Origin of the sequence: Algicola sagamiensis DSM 14643 (genome assembly GCF_000374485.1) — a bacterium.
GTDB classification, from domain to species: Bacteria; Pseudomonadota; Gammaproteobacteria; order Enterobacterales; family Alteromonadaceae; genus Algicola; species Algicola sagamiensis.
The window spans coordinates 51,022-70,047 of sequence record NZ_KB894494.1; the positions used below are offsets into that span (position 1 = coordinate 51,022).

The following is a 19,026-nucleotide window of genomic DNA, read 5'->3' on the forward strand; positions in this document are numbered from 1 at the left end:
CTCGATATAAAAAGCCTGCTTACAAGAGCAGGCTTTTTTCATGTTCACGTGAAGAAATGCATAACCGTTTTACTGAAACTCTGTTGGAGGTAGCGGTGCTTTTATCGTTTTCTTCGGGTTTTTCTCCAATGCTTTGAGCAGTTCTTTCACCGCTCTTTCCAGAACCGGATCATGTCCTTTCGCGATTAAATCAGCCCTTTCCTGAACTTCAATATCTGGATTGACCCCTTCATTTTCAATGAGCCAACGCCCTTTCTTATCGATAAATCGAAATACTGGCGGGATCATTTGTCCACCATCGACAAAAAATGGTGAACTGGAAATACCAATCAATCCACCCCAAGTCGTTGTACCAATGAGCTTGCCCAGGCCATTTTCTCTGAAGTAATAAGGAAGCGCATCTCCGCCAGAGCCTGCTTCACCATTGATCAACATCGCCTTTGGTCCATCATGCGCAAACCCAGGGTTTCTTCTCGCATTCAACCCTTTTGACTTCCAATAGTTCATTGTTTTACGGCTGAGAATTTCCATCATTCTGTCAGGAATAAATCCACCACCATTATATCGATCATCAATGATCAACGCGGGCTTATGTAATTGTGGCAAGTAAGTCTTAGCAAGTTCCTTATTTCCTGCAAAAAGGGTATTGGGGAGGTGAACATAACCAATCTTTCCTCCAGAGAGCTTGTCTACCATCGCTTTTCGTGAGGCAACCCAATCAAGATAACGTAATGATTGTTCGCTTTTAATGGGACGAACCATCACCGTACGACTGCCTTTTATCTCCGGTTTGTCATTCACCTTGAGTTCTATTGTTTTTCCTGCTGTATTTTCCATCAATTGATAGAAATTCTTTACACTTGTCGCAGGCTGTCGATTAACCGCAAGAATAAACTCACCTTCACGGATATTGATGCCTGGCTCTGTCAATGGGGAACGACGTTTTGGATCCCAGTTCTCACCTGGGTAGATTTTGCCTATCTGAAAATATCCCGATGCGTGTGTATTGATTTCGGCCCCAAGTAACCCGGTTTCTCGTCGTTTCACCTTCGGATATTCACCTGCGTTCACATAGGTATGACCTGCGTGTATTTCGCCGGCGACTTCACTTAAGACATAATCTAGATCGGCTCTGGAGTTTGCCGCACGAGCCATTGGCTCATATCGTTTGTAAATTCCATCCCAGTCCACACCATGCATATTTGGATCATAAAACCAGTCACGTAATACACGCCATCCATCTTGAAAGATCTGATGCCATTCCGCTTTTGGATCGACTTTAGTCACCATATCTTTCAGATTGAGCTTATGTTTGGAAAACTTTTGCTTTGGTTTTGCATCAATCACAGCATATTTCTTGTCTTTACGAACAAGCAGCTTTTTTCCATTTGCAGACAACTGAAAGTCATCCACCTGCTTTTGGATCACTTCCGCTTTTTTCTGTGCACGAATATCAATAAAGCTTAACGTTTCTTCGTTCAGCACAAACAGGCCCTGATCATTCGCTGCCAGTTTCTGATAATCTGCAGGTGGCAAGTCGACTTTAAAGATACGCTGCTCCATATTTGCGATATCGATTTTGAGTGGCTTTTTCTCTTCCTTTTCTTTTTCCTTTTTCCCTTTATTGGAAATAATTTCAACTTCGTCACTTTTTGGGGCGCCAGGATGAGGGATGTCTTTGCGCAAAGTGATCCCATAAACCCCCAGACCCTCCCGATAAAGGTAATTAAATTCGAACTGGCTGAAACTCAGATTAAAATCGCGTAGAGAAATAAAGTACAAGTAGTCTCCTTTCGGGTCAAAGACTGGATTTGAATCCTGAGTCATGCCGGAAGTCACCTGTGAAAACGTTTGGTCTTTCAGATGATAAAGCCAAAGTGCATGATATCCATTCTCCCCTTCCTTCGGGTAGACCAAGTGTTGGCTATCAGGTGACCATTGCACCTCATGGATTTTCTCGTATGGAGACTGGTCGATCAATTTTGGTTTCTTTGAATCAATATCAACCACCCAGAGCTTATTCTCAGCATCCGTGAAGGCAAGCTTTTGACTATTCGGTGACCAAAAGGGTTGAAAACGCCATGTTCGGCCATCAAACGTGATCCGCTGCGCAGGCTTTTCGCCTGCCTGATCTTGTATATACAGTTCGTATTCACCTGACTTATCACTCAAATAAGCAATATACTTCCCGTCTGGAGACCAGGTGACGTTCATTTCACGCACACCAGAGGAATTGGATAAATTGCGGACTTCACCTTCATTTGCTGGGACTGTAAAAACATCACCGCGAGCCGAAAATGTGACTCGCTTCCCATCATGGGATATAGAAGCACTATCAATATAAGAAAAGGCTTTTTTAAACCCAGGTAAAGTCTGTTCCGGTAAACCTGAAATTTGAATACTCAGCTTCTGCGATTGCTGCTTTTTGGGGTCAAACCGATATAGGTAACCACCATTTTCATAGACAATCGCATCCGGACCTGCTGATGGCCAAAGCACGTCATAAGTCTCATGGTGCGTCACCTGCTTCGGCTCACCTGATGCATTATATTGAAAAAGATTGAAATGGAAATTTCGGTCCGAAACGAAAAAAATGGAATCATGAACCCAAAGCGGTTGCTGGTCTGTCGCTTTATGCTTTGTAATTTGCTGACTGGTATGATTCTCTAAATCATAAATCCATACATCTTGTGCATGTCCACCTCGATAACGTTTCCAGGTTCTAAAGTCCCTGTCCTCAGGTGTATAAATATATTTATTCCCATCAGGAGATAACATGCCACCCCCAGTTTTAAAAACGGGCAGTGGCTTTTCCATCCCGCCATCGACTGGCACAAGATATGGCTGTCCCATTCGCTTACTATATGGCACACGATTCGCCTTCACGAGAATGTTTTTTCCATCTGGAGCCCAATCTAGAACACGATAATCAAAACCACCTCTTGGCGGCATAACACCAACATCATTGTAATAAGTGAGTTGCTTTAAATCACTCCCATCGCGGTTCATGACATAGACTTGGCGATTGCCGCTGTATTCAGCTGAAAATGCGATTTTCTTCCCATCAGGTGAAAATTTTGGGAATAATTCTTGCCCTTTGTGAGCGGTTAGTCGCGTTGCCATTCCTGAGGCAACATCTGCGAGATAAATATCCCCTGCATGGACGAATGTCACCCGATTTTGATGAATATCAGGGAATCTCAAGATTCTCGCTTCTTCTGCTATTACACCCTGACTTGTCAGGAAAAAGGCGGGAATTGCGAACAATGCATGTTTCATAAGCTTCCTTATTGGTTTTGGTTGTCGTTGAAAATTGGATATCGATAAATCATCACATGTTCCCAGAAAAAGTGTTAATATGCCGCGCTTTTTTGTTGCAAGTTATTTCAGTGACGAACATTTTCCAATGAGATAAACCTTCCAAAGCGAGTCACGATGAATCAAGTCATAAGAACCACAGCAGCAGCCACTGCGCTTTTACTTTTTTCCTTTCATGTTGTTGCTTCAGATACACTTGCGCCTTTCATTGACTCCATGACCTCGACAAAGTGGGGGGCAAGGAGCAACTTATAATCAAAGCCTCCCAACTTTAAATGAACAACACACTTACCCAGGCTTTGCAGTTGCACAAATCCTAAAGTTTCATGAATACCCAACACAAGGGCGTGGCGAAGCCACCTATTGATGGAAATTAGGCGGAAAAATCTCAGTGTTGACTTCTCAAGCTACACCATTGATTTCAATGAAATGCCAGCTCCGCTTCGAGGAGCGAGTCGCGCAGGAAAATATAACGACTATTACAATTTCTTGCCAACTGCGAGGCAAAGGGAAATATTACCTTGGTGAGAATGGTTACGCTGAGTCGTCAAATTTTGAGCTGACGGCTCAATACCAATAATTGGGCTTGAGTCGATACCGCCATGAACGCGGCCTTCCGCTCATGGCCTATTCGGGCCAATTGATCTATCATCAATGTCGTTATTTTTCCGAAAGATCAACAGTCCCTCATTAGACAGCTTCTAATTCCTCAACATAGCGCGCTATTTTCTTATCAAGAATCGGGGATTCCTGCATCATTTCTTTATATGCTGCGCTGAGTTCATCCAGAACGATAGGTGCCTCACCACTTTCTTCTAGATTTTCTAAATATCCCATTGCATCCATGGTTGGTAAAGATGCGTATAAAGTACTGATACGGTCAAAAAAGTTTAGTCGATTTTGATTCGAATCTGAAAACTTGAAGTTATCCTCAACGGTGACTTCACCTTGACGACTTTCTAGCATCTGGCTAAATACTTCCAAAGCTTCTGGGTGACGTGCCAATTCCGTTCTTGTTGATGGATCCAAAATAGGCTCCATGAGCAAGAAATCATTCGTAATTTGAATTTGATGCAATTGTGTTTTGACCGCTTCTGTTTGCACCTGACTATCTTTAATAAATTTAGAAAGCTGGGTAAATTTCACCTTTGCGTAATCAGGCCAGTTCTTTGAATCTAATCCATATTGATTCTTCAGATCTTTCTTTTGTTGCAGCAAATCTGACTCACGTTCTAATCGACGATCGAGTAAATCTTGAAGCTTTTGTTCTTCTTGCACCAAAGTTGCTGATTTATCGAACATATCTCTTAACGACTTCAACATATTGCGCTCAGATTTATACGCTTTTGACTCTCCCAGACGATCTTTCCAGCCGAGTGACTGATGGTCTTCTTTTTGCGTTTTCAGTAGTTCCTCAACGGCTGATTTTGCATCCTTTGCAGAATGAATCGGCGGTAATTCTTTGACATCAACAGACGCTGATCGTTGTATTTGCTGAGAAGATGACTCATCAGAGCGATTTGTTTGAGGCATTTTCTCTTGTTGCTCCAGCACTTTATCTATTTCTTTCCATACGGCATATCGCTCATTCATTAATTGCCCTAACTCTTGGATGTCACTGGCTTCCGGTTGATGCAATGATTTCAGCAACTTTATCTTTTCATTAATTTGATCATTGATCTTAAATAGATCTGCTGTATCTTGAATACCCTTATTCTCTAGGGCTTGTCCAGAAAGTTTCGGTGTTGCAGCCACGGTCTCAAGTGACTCAAATCGGTTTAAATATCCTTGATTAAACTGAAATGTTTTCATGGTATCCAAGTGTCGATGAGCTTGGTTCGCTAACTTGTTGCCTGATGAATCTTGTAAACGAGAAACGTGTCCGCCTTGAATGCTCACGCTCCGTTCATCCAACGGCTTGCCATCGCCTTTAAACAAGGTAACGTCGTATTTGCCATCTGGCCGATTACTTAATTTTGCGAATGTATTATTACCGAGATCCACCCCGACAATGTCTTGCCCATTCACATTCATCAGACCAAATGATTTTGTCTCCTGACCGACTTTTATATCTGGTCGACTATCAAATGAGATGGTGACCTGACTGATACCATTTGCCATATACAATTTCCTAAACTTTCATCATCGGTGATGCAATTTGTTGCGGTACTGCTTCAGGATCTTGCGGGAGATCCTTTAACCGCTGCTGCCAAATATCTAACACATTTAAAAAGTTTTCGATCTGAATTGTCATCTCTTCTGTCGAAGGGAAAGGTGCATAAAACTGCTTTTCAAGTAGAAGCTCGTTTGTATGTTCATCAACAGTGAAATACGCACCTTGGGTTCCATTCCCATATGCATTCGCCTTCAAAAGTACTTCTGCGTACTGTTCTAGCCCCTGCCACGTACTCAATGTCGCATAAAGCACAACACCATTTGACTTTGGATTAAACTCAAAACACAACGTAAACTTTTCATCAAACGAAATAGCAATCACACCATTCTCATGGGCAGGTTTAGAACCCATTTGCAATATACGTTGAATTAAACCACCAAATTCTGCTAACACATCTGTCATGGGATTTCCCGCTTTTCATTTCTAGAATTTAAGTAACGTATTTTATAGATTGGTTTCGATATCGGGGCAAATGTTCATTAAAAAACAGAGAGATAGACTACTAATTCATCAACATTGAAAATCAAGATGCCTCTTAGTGCTTTAGAATTAGCATAAATTCAGGTTTAGATTCATACTTTTTTGGTACCCTCAAGCGGAACTACGGAGAAAGTTATGAGCATTTTAACTGAAAACATGTACCAAGAAGCGAAAGAAAAGATGGATGCGCTCGTTGATATTGCACGGAATAAAACGATTAGTAAAGCCGATGCGCTTCATAGTGCAGCAAATATTTGTCATATTTACGGCGAAAGCCTCAATGAGCAGCGTCGATGCGATCTTGAGCATGACTTTGATGAAATTGCAGCGCAAATAGAAAACCTGTAACCATAGGGCCTGTTTATCTTTTCTCAATGGATCAACAGCCCCGAATCAAAGCTTAAAGCTGAAATTACTATCTTACTGTTGGAAGCTCACTGTTATTTCTTTGAGCGTGCTGACGAGCTTTGCCTTATCAACTTTATTAAGAAAAACACCAAGCGCTACTTTTTCTTGATGGCAACATAGAAATACATCAGACGCTTGCCTTGGTGCTTTTTCAACTTGGAAATACGACCATGCCCGTGAAAAACTCAGCTGAGTCTGTCGGTGATGCCGCCCAGATGAAAGCAAGACCTCTGATGGTGTAAACTCTAATATTTCCACATATTGTTGCCGCCTTGAGACAACATAAAAAGCAACCGCTAATGCACCAATCTCAAATCCCGCAAAAGGTAGAATCGGCCAAAAACCAAACCATGAAAATGAGATAGCGATTGTAAAGCACAATAACCCAAGGAAGAGAAGCAGTCGTTGTATGGAGAGCCAGGAAGCTGAACAATTTGCCGAGAGAACGACATGCCCTTCATCCCGTCCAAAATCATAATTTACTTCAACCAATATTCACCCACATGCCCATGGATTTCTTCCCAAAGCATAGTTGAATTTTGTGTTTCTGATGTGCCAAACGCTTAACGAAACGAAAGATTGAAAAGAAATTTAAAAAAGGAGAATGGAGAGAGGGGGAAATCAAAAGGAGCATCGAGAAACGATGCCCCCAGAAGCGATTAACCGCGCTTTGCTGTAAGCGAGCCAAAACGCTTGTTGAAGCGATCAACACGACCACCCGTGTCTAGGATCTTCTGCTTACCTGTGTAGAACGGGTGACATGCAGAACAAACGTCAAGGTGGATGTCTTTACAAAGTGTAGAACGCGTCTCAAACTTGTTTCCGCAAGAACACGTTGCGTTGATTGTTTCGTATTTAGGATGGATATCTTTTTTCATGGAAAACCTCTTTTTCAGGCCGTATCGCTATTCGATCCTAAGCCGAACACCATACGATTAATAACTTAAAATAAAGGCGCGAATTCTAAATGAAGCCGACCAAATAATCAATATTTAATCGATCATTTTGCGCGTGCTTGATTGATCATTTCGATCTGCTCCTTTGAAAGCACGATCGCGCTACCGGGATAAGGTCGGCCAAATTTGTAATCCCAGCCTTTTGGCTGAAAGTCGTTCAGTAACCGGATAAACCGTTTACACACGCTGACTTTTGGGGTAAACCCAAGTCGTGTTGCGTATGTTTTCATGAAATCTTCGTCCACCCCCTCTTTTTTTAAGATACAATAGCCTTCAAGCGAATAGGGGTAAGCTTCCGACGCTGCCGATGAAAAAGACAGTACCAGTATCCCAAGGGCTATTAGACTGTATTTCACTGTTACTCCTCCGGTTTTTTACAAAGTGTAGTCAGTCACTTGCTCGAGAACAAATCTGAGCGATCCATCCTGTTTGGGTCGGTGATACAAAGCTCCTCTATTCTGCCCTGAGAAACAACAACTTTCGAGTATAATTTGAATTTTTTATAGGGATCTCGTAACACCAATGTCGACAGCCTTCTTGCAAGTGGCACTACCTGTTCCTATGCGGACAGTCTTTGACTATAAGACCGATGCATCCGGTAAAATCTTACCTGGTTGCCGCGTACGAGTCCCATTTGGAAAGCGTCAGATGATTGGTGTCGTCGTGGGCACTTCAGACCAACCAAACTTCGATCCGGATAAGATCAAATCGATCGATACTTGTTTAGATAGTTCACCAATATACGAACCCACCTTGTTCGAAGCACTACGCTGGGCAGCAAGTTATTTTCAGGCCCCCATTGGTGAAGTGCTCTTTCATGCCCTCCCCCCACAACTTCGAGAAGGAAAAAACATCTCCGCATGCCGCCCAGAACAAATACAATTGACGACATTAGGAAAAAAACATCTCCTTCATGCTACAGTTCGTGGTGAAAAGCAAAAACTAGCGCTGCAAGCACTTGAAAAATGGCCTCAATCCCGCGCAAAGTTAAAAACACTCGGTGTTTCTCCTGCAACAATAAAAAGCCTGCTGGACAAACAATGGGTCGAAAAGAAAATTGAAACCCCACTATCTTGTGATTTCACACAACTCACAATCCAAGATGAAAAACACCTGAACCCTGAGCAGGCCCTTGCAGTCACAACGATCACCAAACAGCTGGATCGGTTTCAAACCTACCTGCTTGATGGTGTCACGGGTAGCGGCAAAACCGAAGTCTATCTTCAAACCATCCGTCAAGTGCTCGCAACAGGGAAGCAGGTCCTGATCCTCGTCCCAGAAATTGGTCTGACACCCCAAACCTTGCAACGATTTGAACAACGATTTAATCTTCCTCTTTATCCTTGGCATTCCGCCCTCAATGATACAGAGAAATTCACCGCTTGGGATGCAGCCAGAACGGGCAGCGCAGCGATGATCATTGGCACACGTTCAGCCAGTTTGCTTCCTTTTCAAAATCTCGGCTTAATTGTCGTTGATGAAGAACATGATCTCTCATTCAAACAGCAGGAAGGGTTTCGTTATCATGCAAGGGACTTTGTCATTTATCGTGCATGGAAAACTCAGGTGCCAGTGATCTTAGGAAGTGCAACACCAAGCTTAGAATCCCTGTACAATGTCCACCAGCAAAAGTATCAGCATCTCTTGCTCACAAAAAGTGCCATGCAATCTCACCAAACACAATTCGAACTTGTGGATATGAAGCAGCAAAAATTGCATCTGGGTTTATCGTCTCAAGTCCTTGTCGAAATCAAAGCAACACTGTCTCGTGGTGAACAGGTCCTGCTTTTTCTCAATCGACGCGGTTATGCCAACGCGCTCCTCTGTCATGAATGTGGTTGGTTGACCGAATGCAGTCGCTGTAGTGCCTTTACGACCTATCACAAGATCTGGCAACAAATGGTCTGTCATCACTGTAGCAGTACCGCACCAGTACCCCACCAATGTTTAGAGTGCGGAAGTACACAGTTAGTATCTGTCGGTCACGGTACAGAGCAAATTGAAGAAGGCTTGTCAGAACAATTCCCGGACACGACCATCTACCGGATTGATCGTGATAGCACACGTCGTAAGGGAAGCTTAGAAAAACAGTTCTCAGACATTCTCAAAGGAAAGCCCTGCCTCATCATTGGCACGCAAATGCTTGCAAAGGGACACCACTTTCCCCGTGTTTCACTGGCAGTCATCATTGATGTAGATGGTGGTCTCTATAGTGCCGATTTTCGTGCACAAGAGCGTTTGGCTCAGCTCATTGTTCAAGTCGCGGGACGTGCTGGGCGCGCAGCAATTGCAGGAAAAGTCCTCATGCAAACCCATCATCCCGAACATCCGTTGCTTCAAGACCTGATCAACAACGGGTATGCACATTTTTCCAGACTTGCCTTGGAAGAAAGACAAGCTGCGCAATTTCCCCCCATTCGACAGATGGCGCTGGTTCGTGTTTCATCTTTGGATGCCCAAGCATGCCAATCCTTTATCGAAGGATTAAAAGTAGCACTTTCCCCCATCGAAGAGTTGCAAGCATTTGGTCCCATGCCAGCGCTTCTTGAAAAAAAAGCTGGCAAATTCCGCTTTCAACTCCAGATGATCGCGAAAAAGCGTTCAACCATTCAAAAAGCCGCAGCGACATTACTCACTGCCATCCCAAAGCTACCCACACATCGACAAGTCAAATGGTCACTGGATATTGATCCACAGGATCTATATTGAGCGAAAAACAAACTAAAGCAGTTGATTTTCAACTGTTCTTCACATCAGGGCACTTTCATATTCGAAAAAGTAGGTTAGAATGCTCGGATTGGATAGCGCCGTATTTTTCCAAAAATACCTGAAAAAAATCAGTAATTATCATGGCACAACAAGACTATATCAAACGAGCAAAACCAAAGAATAATAAAGCAAAAGCAAAGTCAAACGATCCGCTTTTTCTCATGAAGATTGGCCTGACATCCCTGGCCGTTCTTGGCTTTGCCTATTTCCTTTGGTCAATTAAAGGTGCCGCAAAACAAGCGCCGCAACCACAAACCCCACAACCGACTGTGGTTCAACCCAAAAACGAATTACCTGTTCCACCAAAAACAGAAAAGTGGCAATATGTCGACGAGCTAAAGAACAAAGAAGTCGAAGTTGAGGTAAAGAAAATTGAGTCAAAGGGACCTTACCTTTTGCAATGTGCCTCCCTTAGAAGCGAAGATGCAGCAAATAGGCTCAAAGCAAGAATTGCCTTTGCTGGATTAGAGTCCGAAGTGAGAAAAACCAACGGTGGTCGCTGGCATAAGGTTGTACTCGGCCCATTCGATACCAAACGACACGCACTCAAAGCCAAGAATAAGCTCAAACGAAGCAAAATCTATGGCTGTCTCATCATGCCTTGGACTTGAAAAACGAAACCAAGACACCCACATCAGATTTAACACGAATTTTGAAGAGCATGCACTTGGCGTGCTCTGCCATTTCTTAACAAATAGAAGTGCGCTTATCTATTGAAGTGGCGTGTACATTGACACGTCCAATATCGAGGAATTCACGTGACAACGATTGTATCAGTTAGAAGAGACGGCAAGGTCGTCATTGGTGGTGATGGGCAAGTGAGCCTTGGTAACACCATAATGAAAGGAAACGCAAAGAAAGTTCGCCGTCTTTACCATGGCAAAGTGATTGCTGGATTTGCAGGTGGTACCGCAGATGCCTTCACACTTTTTGAACGCTTCGAAAGTAAACTAGAGATGCATCAGGGTCATTTAACAAAAGCCGCTGTTGAGTTAGCCAAAGACTGGCGGACTGATCGCATGCTACGTCGATTAGAAGCACTCCTTGCAGTCGCTGACGAAACTGCATCTCTCATTATTTCTGGTAACGGAGATGTCATCCAGCCAGAGCATGACCTCATTGCGATTGGCAGTGGTGGTTCATTTGCACAAGCTGCTGCAACGGCCATGCTGGAAAACACAGAATTGCCAGCGAAAGATATTGTAGAGAAAAGCTTAAAAATCGCAGGCGATATCTGCGTTTATACCAACAGCAATCAGACGATCGAAGAGTTATAAAGGAAAGCATTATGTCATCCATGACCCCACGCGAAATTGTTCATGAACTTGACCGTCATATTATCGGTCAAAACAATGCAAAAAAAGCGGTGGCAATTGCCCTGCGTAACCGTTGGCGTCGCATGCAGCTAAATGACACGCTGCGCGCTGAAGTCACACCGAAAAACATCCTCATGATTGGTCCAACGGGAGTTGGTAAAACCGAAATCGCACGTCGTTTAGCAAAGCTGGCACAAGCGCCTTTCATTAAAGTTGAAGCAACGAAGTTCACTGAAGTTGGTTATGTTGGTAAAGAAGTTGAGACGATCATCCGTGATCTTGTCGATATCTCTGTCAAAATGACTAAAGAAACTGAAATGGAAAAAGTTCGTTTCCGCGCAGAGGAGCAAGCAGAAGACAGAATCCTTGATTCGCTCCTTCCCCGCCCAAAAAACACTTGGGGTGATGAAGAAGAAACAGATGATTCCAATACGCGTCAGATCTTCCGTAAGAAACTACGCGAAGGCAAACTCGACGATAAAGAAATCGAGATTGATGTCGCTGCATCACAAGTTGGCGTTGAGATCATGGCACCTCCAGGGATGGAAGAGATGACTTCACAGCTACAAAACATGTTCCAAAACCTATCCAACGATAAAACGAAGCGTCGTAAATTGACTGTCAAAGAAGCCATGAAAGCACTGACAGAAGAGGAAGCTGCGAAGCTGGTTAATCAGGAAGACTTAAAAGAAAAAGCTATCCATAACGTTGAACAGAACGGAATTGTGTTCGTCGATGAGATTGACAAAATCTGTAAACGTGGCGAATCCAGTGGCCCAGATGTTTCTCGCGAAGGGGTTCAGCGTGACTTACTTCCACTTGTTGAAGGCAGTACCGTGAGCACCAAGCATGGCATGGTAAAAACGGATCATATTTTGTTTATCGCATCTGGTGCATTCCAAATGGCGAAGCCTTCTGACTTGATCCCAGAGCTCCAAGGCCGTCTTCCGATCCGTGTTGAACTCGAAGCTTTAAGCGCAGAGGACTTCGAACGTATCCTTACTGAGCCAAATGCCTCATTAACAGAGCAATATAAGGCTCTGATGGCAACTGAAAGTGTAACCGTAGATTTCTCTGAAGATGGCATCAAGCGTATTGCTGCGGCAGCTTGGCAAGTCAACGAAAAAACTGAAAACATCGGCGCTCGTCGTCTGCACACTGTATTAGAAAAGCTGATGGAAGAGATTTCTTTCGATGCTTCTGATAAAGCGGGTAGCGCAATCACCATTGATGAAGCATACGTCAGCAAGTGTCTAGGTGAGCTGATAGAAGATGAAGATCTCAGTCGCTTCATCCTATAATCGCAATCCACTTTAAAGATATATTTTTTAAAAACATAGACTTGAAAGACATATTCTTGAAAACGGTGTACTGAATATCGGCTCCGAAAGGGGCCGATTTTTTTTAGGAGAAACTTTTGAAAGCACAAGTGATAAAGCTGCATTATCATCAAAAAAGTAAAATAATGGATGTCTATTTTGAAGACGATTCCATGTATGGACTTTCCGCAGAATTTCTTCGTGTATTCAGCCCATCTGCTCAAGCGAAGTCACAATCGACGCCTGTCGCCCATAAAAAAGATATCGCTATTGATGGCGTTGTCCCAATCGGTAATTACGCTGTACGACTTATTTTTAGCGATAACCACCAGTCCGGCCTTTACAGTTGGGATTACCTCCAAGAGATTGCGCAAAACCAGCAAACACTCTGGCAGCAATATTTAGAAAAGCTAGAGCATGCAAATGCGAATCGTGACACACAAATTCCAATCCAGTTCAAGCCATAATACTGACCCGATGTTCAAGTAGTCGAGGTTACTCAAAGCTGTCCCATGATTTAGGAAAAAAAGAATATGTTATACTATAACAACTGTGGTAGTATTACGTCTTTTGAAAATGATGAAGTAGGCAAGGCAGAAATGGTACGTCAGGGAAAAAACTTTCTTGATAAAATTGGGATCGCAATTACATCCTTGTGTGCGGTGCATTGTATTTTATTACCCGCCCTCCTGCCGATACTCCCTTTGATTGGTGTCAACTTTCTTGCAACACACGAATTTGAGCATTCTATTCTACTCATCACGATCGTTTTAGGTTCAATCGCGCTCTTTTCTGGCTTCCATCGCTACCACCGCAAGCTGTATCCATTCTACGCGTTTACCATTGGTATCTTTATCTATTGGAATAAAGACGCACTCGGTGAAACTTACGAACCGTTCGTCCTGATTTTTGGGGCTGTATTTATTGTATTATCTCATATTTTAAATATTCGGCTCTGCAACGCATGCCGTGGATGTGACACTCAAGAAAAACATGAAGGGTCATAACGACCCATCTTAGACGGGAGATGGTGTACTAGAAAAGCTCGACATCATCCTCTTTAGCATTTTCCATACGCTCCAATTCTTCCTTATAGATATTCAAAGCTTCATCCATCGTCGCACCCTGCATAATTGCTCTGAACATCAAGCGCTCAGCTTCCATCGTATAGGAGTCTTGAATGCGTTCACGAAGAGAAGCCCACCCTCTTGGGTCATTTAAACTTTCCTCATCTTTCACCAGGTCACTGAGACATAGTAAGCTACCAGAGACATGGTCAAGTCGCTGGCAAAGACGATCATAAAACTGGAAAGCCATAATGGCAGCATTAATTTGATCGTGCATACTTGTCGCAAGTTTACCGATTTCCAATCTCTGCTCTGGGTCATCCATAGGCTTTTGAGTCAATTCTTGAACTCTGAGGCAAAAATCGACAAGCTCACGAAATGAAGTGGTTAATGTCTCAACCGATTTATCTCCGTCGGTCAGTCCAGTATGAATTTGAGCAACAGACAACCCTAATAATCTTGCACTCTCGCTACGAAAACACCACTCTTCAGGAGGATTGCTCATCGAAACGGAACCTTATAATTGACTTCCTTTAGGTTTAGCTCAGCCAGCTTCTTTTCTCAACCTTTACTTGACTTTACCGGGCGGATCCCAAGTAAGTGACAAATCGCATAACTAAGTTCACAACGATTCAGTGTATAGAAATGAAATTGCTCAACCCCTTCCCGCCGTAATACTTTCACCATCTCCATCGCAATATTTGCAGCGACTAATTTCCGGGTTTCCATATCATCTTCTAACCCGTCATACAGGCTGTGCATCCATTGTGGTACATGAACATTCGTAAAACTGGCAAACCGAAGGAGTTGCTTAAAGTTGGTTACCGGTAAAATTCCAGGAACAATCTCTGCATCAATTCCAACAGCTACACAACGATCTCGAAACCTTAAAAATGCTTCAACATCAAAGAAAAACTGTGTGATCGCACGGTTTGCCCCTGCATCAATTTTTCGTTTTAGACTGAGCAGATCTGCTTGTGCGTTTTCTGCTTCAGGGTGAACTTCTGGATAAGCTGCCACTGAAATATCAAAATCTGCGACAGAACGTAGTAAAGAAACCAAGTCAGAGGCATACATTTCTGGCTTTTGGGTACTTCCTTCTGGCAGATCGCCTCTTAAAGCAACAATATGTTTGATCCCAGAATTCCAATAAGCCTTTGCAAGTGTGATCAGTTCTTCTCTTGATGCATCAATACATGTTAAATGAGGTGCCGCAACCAAGTTAGTTTCTGCTTGGATACGGTGGATCACATCATGGGTTTTATGACGTACACCAGAGCAAGCACCATAAGTCACTGACACAAACTCAGGCTGAAGCGGTGCCAGCCGTTCAACTGACTTCCAAAGCATCTCTGACATCTTTTCATCATTGGGAGGAAAGAATTCAAAGGAAACACGAACGTCCCCTTGTACATCCTGAATTCGTCGATTCAATGACTCTAATGCAATTGCTTTTAACATACTGGCTTCACCTTTCCGTTGTCTGCTAAGACAAATTCCCCATCAAAATATAGGGTGTAATTACTTTTCATGATGACTAGGTTCTATTTATCTTTCATTCATGTCGCTGCTGTCAGCTATATCTGATGGCACAGACGTTTCAGATCTGCGATCACACCTGCTGCTGTCACATCGTTTCCTGCTCCTGGTCCCCGGATCACAATTGGGTTTTCAGCATACCTTTCTGACTGGATTTGAAATACATTGTCACATGGCCGGATTGCTGCAAGATCGCTGTCACGAGAAACCATTTCCAAACGAACATTCGCTTGATAACCATCCTTTAAAACTCGTAGACTTCCAACGTAGCGAAGACAACACTTTTGTCTATTCGCTCGTTGATAAAGAGACAAGATCCAGGCATCAATATCATCCCATTGTGAAGCAAGTGTCACCTCAGGGTTTAAGAACTGGGAAGGGAGTAAAGGATCTATCTCGATGTCAGATATGTTCAATGGCACACCCGCTTCTCTAGCTAGGATCAGTAATTTTCGTTGTACATCTCCACCAGAAATATCTTCCCTTGGATCTGGCTCCGTATATCCTAACGATTGGGCCTCTTGAACTAATTCACTAAATCGACGTTGCCCGTCAAACTGACACAACAGCCATGAAAGTGTGCCCGAGAATATCCCCTGAATTTGTGTGATCCTGTCACCTGTCTCAGTTAACTCCTGAATTGTATGCTGAACAGGTAATCCAGCGCCTACCGTCGTATTGGATAAGTAAACTCGTCCTTCATTGCTTAAGCACTCTTGAAGCGTTTGTTCTAAATCGATGGGTTGTGTTTTCCCGTGTTTGTTCGCACCAATCAAGTGACAGCCGGCCTCAACAAGCTGTGGGTATAATGTCGGTAGATCCTGACTGGCTGTCAGATCAAAAAACACGAGATGTTTGCTCTGCACGGCATGGCAAAATTCAACAAGATCACTTGGCTGATAAGACTGAGCATATTGTTGAAAATCAGACAGTGCAGAAGGTATCAATAATCCACTCTTATCGAATATCGCTTGTTTTGAATTACAAATTCCAACCAATTGCAGCGAATGATTTGGCCAATTTGCCTGTAACGCTGACAGTTGTTGTAAGAAAGTTTGACCGACCTGCCCTATTCCAGCGACAACCAGTGCGATCGACTCTTTCTGACTTGGGAGACATCCAAATAACGCGATGAGTGTTTCTGGCTCACACGGCGCATCGAGCAACCATATATATTGATCGTCTGTCGCAATTTCTTTGAGAACCTTCGTTTCACTCTGTATCGCTTGAGCATGCAAAACTGTACTGAGTGCATCAAACACCTGGTTCTCACTATCCTTTCCTCTAACGACTCCGATTAGCGCAGCTTGACCTTCGTCTTTGACTCTTTGAGTAAACACTGTATCAAGGAATGGTTTGAGGCGAGCATAGTCATCTTCTTCAACAAGAAGTTCAATCCGTTCGTGGTCATCAACAAGAACCGCTGGACTTGATGTAAACGCATTGAGGATCGTTTCTTTCTCACGTTGGTTCACATCCTGCAAAACAAGATGACGCCGAAGGTTGGTATTCGTCAGTAACCATTGCTGTTGCGCGTGTCGATTCACGCGAGTGCCCTGGCTTTGAAAACCGAGATCAGTTTGGCGAACATGGAGAGTCAAATCCGACTGGAGCATTGGCTGCAAGGTTTTTAAGTGAATAATTGGGTTGCCTAATCTCGCCAATAAACTCAATTGATGAGTTGACACTTCCGTCAGCCTATCATTGTGCACTTTTCTTGGATCAGCAGCATAAATACCGTCAACATCCGTCCAAAGAACGACATCTTTTGCATCAATAATATCAGCCAGAAGTGTTGCAGTATAATCACTGCCATTTCTGCCAAATGTGACTGTCTGTCCCGCATGATCTCTTGCAATATAACCCGTTACAACAGAGTAGCCGGCAAAGCCCAGGTAAGGCTTTATCAGCGTACGAGATGTGCCAGCGTCAAATTGTCCATTCTCTTGTCTGAAAAAGTCTCTTGCATCCAGCGCACGCGCCGTATTCCCTCGCGCTTGTAAATAGGCAGAAAGGATACGTGATGACCAGTGTTCGCCAAGCGCAACTACCTCATCTAACGTTACACCTTCTTTTAAGATCACATCGCAAACATCCAATTGGATCTGTTCAATTAGATTGTATTGAACGTGTTCTGGTAAAAATAACAATAAGCCGCGTTGATAACTGATTAACTGCGAAATTAAAAAGTCCTGAGATTGCGTTTGCTGGGGTGAATTTGCTTGTATAGATAATTCAGCCAATGCAAGCAGCAGGTCCGTCGTATCACCCGCAGCAGACACGACCACCCATTTGACTTCAGACTGGCACACAAGTGCTGCTACGTCTCGATAATTCGCTGCTGAGGCAAGACTGCTGCCTCCGAATTTAAACACGCGATCGTGACTCATACCTTACCACCAGTTTGCTTGTGCTGCGGAGACAGTCAGCTGTTGTTTGGGGTCACCGCCGATTGCCGGGTTAGCCTGCTCTTGGGTCTGCCGAGTTTGCAGATTCAACGCCTGTGCCAAATCCTGGATAAGATCGTCAGCATTCTCAATCCCAACAGAGACTCGTAAAAGCTGCTCTGAAATGCCAGCGGTCTTCTGTGCTTCTTTATCCATCGCAGCATGAGTCATTGTTGCAGGATGGCAAATTAAGCTTTCAACCCCACCGAGAGACTCCGCAAGTGAAAAGTACTCAAGCGCTGCCACAAAATCGGCTACCGATTGGCCTTCAACCAACTCAAAGCTCACCATCGCACCAAACCCATGTTGCTGAGCCTTGGCAACTGCATGACCTGGATGATCCGCAAGTCCGGGATAGTAAACTTTTTCCACCGCTGGATGCTCAGCAAGAAATTCAACAATCGCTTGTGTGTTCTCTAAATGCTGCTTTAAACGTGGATACAAGGTTCTTAAGCCACGCAACGTCAGATAGCTATCAAATGGTGCACCAGTGATACCAATACAATTTGCCCACCACGCCAGCTCTTCTCCAAGTTCTTTTTCTTTGGCTATCACTGCACCACCGACGACATCGCTGTGACCATTGATATATTTGGTCGTGGAATGAATCACGATGTCCGCACCTAAAGTAAGTGGTTGTTGTAGAACTGGCGATAAGAATGTGTTGTCCACACATACAAGTGCATTGAGCGTCTTCGCATGTCCGCAAATCTGTTCAATATCCGTAATGCGAAGCAGTGGATTTGATGGTGTTTCTAACCAGATCAATTTCGGCTGGAAAATAGATAGCTTTGCAAATATCTCCGGATCATTGAAGTCAACGATCTTCAACTGAAACAACCCGCGTTGACTTGCTGAGGTAAATAAACGATAACTGCCCCCATAGCAATCATGAGGGATCACAAGCACATCTTCTGGAGATAAAAGCTGCGTGACAAGATGAACGGCTGACATGCCTGTTGAAGTGATAATCCCTTTTTCGCCCTGTTCCAACTCAGCTAGCGCTTCGCCAAGTAAATCGCGGGTCGGATTACCTGAGCGAGAATAATCGTATTTTCTTGGTTGATTAAAACCAGCAAAGCTGAAGTTTGAAGAAAGATGAATGGGAGGTACCACCGAACCATGCTGAGTATCGGATTCTATACCTGCACGAACAGCAATGGTTGCTGCTCTTGCGAATGTGGATGCATGTTTCACTTCTGACATATCAATTACCCATGAAGACGTTTAG

At 43.6% G+C, this 19,026-nt stretch carries 17 protein-coding genes and 1 pseudogene; 8 read left to right on the top strand and 10 right to left on the bottom strand.

Annotated features, from left to right (window positions below; all coding sequences use genetic code 11):
• Positions 1 to 69 precede the first annotated feature (69 nt).
• Complete coding sequence (locus C505_RS0107825; protein WP_018692046.1) at positions 70 to 3,279, bottom strand: S41 family peptidase; 3,210 nt, start codon at positions 3,277 to 3,279, stop codon at positions 70 to 72.
• A gap of 286 nt (positions 3,280 to 3,565) precedes the next feature.
• Between C505_RS0107825 and C505_RS24955 the strand changes: the two are divergent.
• Positions 3,566 to 3,685, top strand: a pseudogene (locus C505_RS24955) (hypothetical protein); the annotation flags it as partial.
• A gap of 323 nt (positions 3,686 to 4,008) precedes the next feature.
• On the opposite strand, the gene C505_RS0107840 reads toward C505_RS24955, so the two are convergent.
• Both C505_RS0107840 and C505_RS0107845 read right to left on the bottom strand, forming a co-directional pair.
• Entirely contained in the window at positions 4,009 to 5,439 is a 1,431-nt protein-coding gene (locus C505_RS0107840; RefSeq protein WP_018692048.1) for a hypothetical protein, read from the bottom strand.
• Between the two features lie 10 nt (positions 5,440 to 5,449).
• On the bottom strand, positions 5,450 to 5,896 hold the full coding sequence (locus C505_RS0107845) for a type III secretion system chaperone (protein ID WP_018692049.1): 447 nt from the start codon (positions 5,894 to 5,896) through the stop codon (positions 5,450 to 5,452).
• A gap of 213 nt (positions 5,897 to 6,109) precedes the next feature.
• Between C505_RS0107845 and C505_RS0107850 the strand changes: the two genes are divergently transcribed.
• Positions 6,110 to 6,322, top strand: coding sequence for a hypothetical protein (locus tag C505_RS0107850; RefSeq protein WP_018692050.1), 213 nt, complete (start codon positions 6,110 to 6,112; stop codon positions 6,320 to 6,322).
• Between the two features lie 72 nt (positions 6,323 to 6,394).
• On the opposite strand, the gene C505_RS21780 is transcribed toward C505_RS0107850, so the two are convergent.
• From C505_RS21780 to C505_RS24265, 3 genes are all read right to left on the bottom strand, one after another.
• Positions 6,395 to 6,874, bottom strand: a complete 480-nt coding sequence (locus C505_RS21780) for a DUF2244 domain-containing protein (RefSeq protein ID WP_018692051.1) — start codon at positions 6,872 to 6,874, stop codon at positions 6,395 to 6,397.
• Positions 6,875 to 7,041: 167 nt separating this feature from the next.
• The gene (gene rpmE, locus C505_RS0107860; protein WP_018692052.1) at positions 7,042 to 7,260 is read right to left on the bottom strand and encodes a 50S ribosomal protein L31; all 219 of its coding nucleotides are present in this window, start codon (positions 7,258 to 7,260) and stop codon (positions 7,042 to 7,044) included.
• A 122-nt stretch (positions 7,261 to 7,382) separates the two neighbouring features.
• Entirely contained in the window at positions 7,383 to 7,694 is a 312-nt protein-coding gene (locus C505_RS24265; RefSeq protein WP_026317822.1) for a hypothetical protein, read from the bottom strand.
• A 166-nt stretch (positions 7,695 to 7,860) separates the two neighbouring features.
• Here C505_RS24265 and priA point away from each other — a divergent pair, with 166 nt between their 5' ends.
• The 6 genes from priA to C505_RS0107895 all read left to right on the top strand — a co-directional run bounded on the left by priA (position 7,861) and on the right by C505_RS0107895 (position 13,749).
• Positions 7,861 to 10,047, top strand: coding sequence for a primosomal protein N' (gene priA, locus C505_RS0107870; RefSeq protein ID WP_018692054.1), 2,187 nt, complete (start codon positions 7,861 to 7,863; stop codon positions 10,045 to 10,047).
• 140 nt (positions 10,048 to 10,187) lie between these two features.
• Positions 10,188 to 10,718 carry an SPOR domain-containing protein gene (locus C505_RS0107875; protein WP_018692055.1) on the top strand — a complete coding sequence of 177 codons (531 nt, stop codon included), beginning with the start codon at positions 10,188 to 10,190 and terminating at the stop codon, positions 10,716 to 10,718.
• A gap of 147 nt (positions 10,719 to 10,865) precedes the next feature.
• On the top strand, positions 10,866 to 11,384 hold the full coding sequence (gene hslV / locus C505_RS0107880; RefSeq protein ID WP_018692056.1) for an ATP-dependent protease subunit HslV: 519 nt from the start codon (positions 10,866 to 10,868) through the stop codon (positions 11,382 to 11,384).
• A gap of 11 nt (positions 11,385 to 11,395) precedes the next feature.
• Positions 11,396 to 12,724, top strand: a complete 1,329-nt coding sequence (gene hslU, locus C505_RS0107885; RefSeq protein WP_018692057.1) for an HslU--HslV peptidase ATPase subunit — start codon at positions 11,396 to 11,398, stop codon at positions 12,722 to 12,724.
• Positions 12,725 to 12,840: 116 nt separating this feature from the next.
• A complete protein-coding gene (locus tag C505_RS0107890) occupies positions 12,841 to 13,209 on the top strand; it encodes a gamma-butyrobetaine hydroxylase-like domain-containing protein (RefSeq protein WP_040439607.1) in 369 nt (122 codons plus the stop codon).
• A 66-nt stretch (positions 13,210 to 13,275) separates the two neighbouring features.
• On the top strand, positions 13,276 to 13,749 hold the full coding sequence (locus C505_RS0107895; protein ID WP_018692059.1) for a MerC domain-containing protein: 474 nt from the start codon (positions 13,276 to 13,278) through the stop codon (positions 13,747 to 13,749).
• Positions 13,750 to 13,777: 28 nt separating this feature from the next.
• On the opposite strand, the gene C505_RS21785 is transcribed toward C505_RS0107895, so the two are convergent.
• From C505_RS21785 to metB, 4 genes are all read right to left on the bottom strand, one after another.
• Complete coding sequence (locus C505_RS21785) at positions 13,778 to 14,314, bottom strand: hypothetical protein (protein WP_018692060.1); 537 nt, start codon at positions 14,312 to 14,314, stop codon at positions 13,778 to 13,780.
• A 56-nt stretch (positions 14,315 to 14,370) separates the two neighbouring features.
• Positions 14,371 to 15,270, bottom strand: a complete 900-nt coding sequence (gene metF / locus C505_RS0107905) for a methylenetetrahydrofolate reductase (RefSeq protein ID WP_018692061.1) — start codon at positions 15,268 to 15,270, stop codon at positions 14,371 to 14,373.
• A 116-nt stretch (positions 15,271 to 15,386) separates the two neighbouring features.
• Positions 15,387 to 17,738 carry a bifunctional aspartate kinase/homoserine dehydrogenase II gene (gene metL, locus C505_RS0107910; protein ID WP_018692062.1) on the bottom strand — a complete coding sequence of 784 codons (2,352 nt, stop codon included), beginning with the start codon at positions 17,736 to 17,738 and terminating at the stop codon, positions 15,387 to 15,389.
• Between the two features lie 3 nt (positions 17,739 to 17,741).
• Entirely contained in the window at positions 17,742 to 19,001 is a 1,260-nt protein-coding gene (gene metB / locus C505_RS21790) for a cystathionine gamma-synthase (protein ID WP_018692063.1), read from the bottom strand.
• Positions 19,002 to 19,026: the final 25 nt, after the last annotated feature.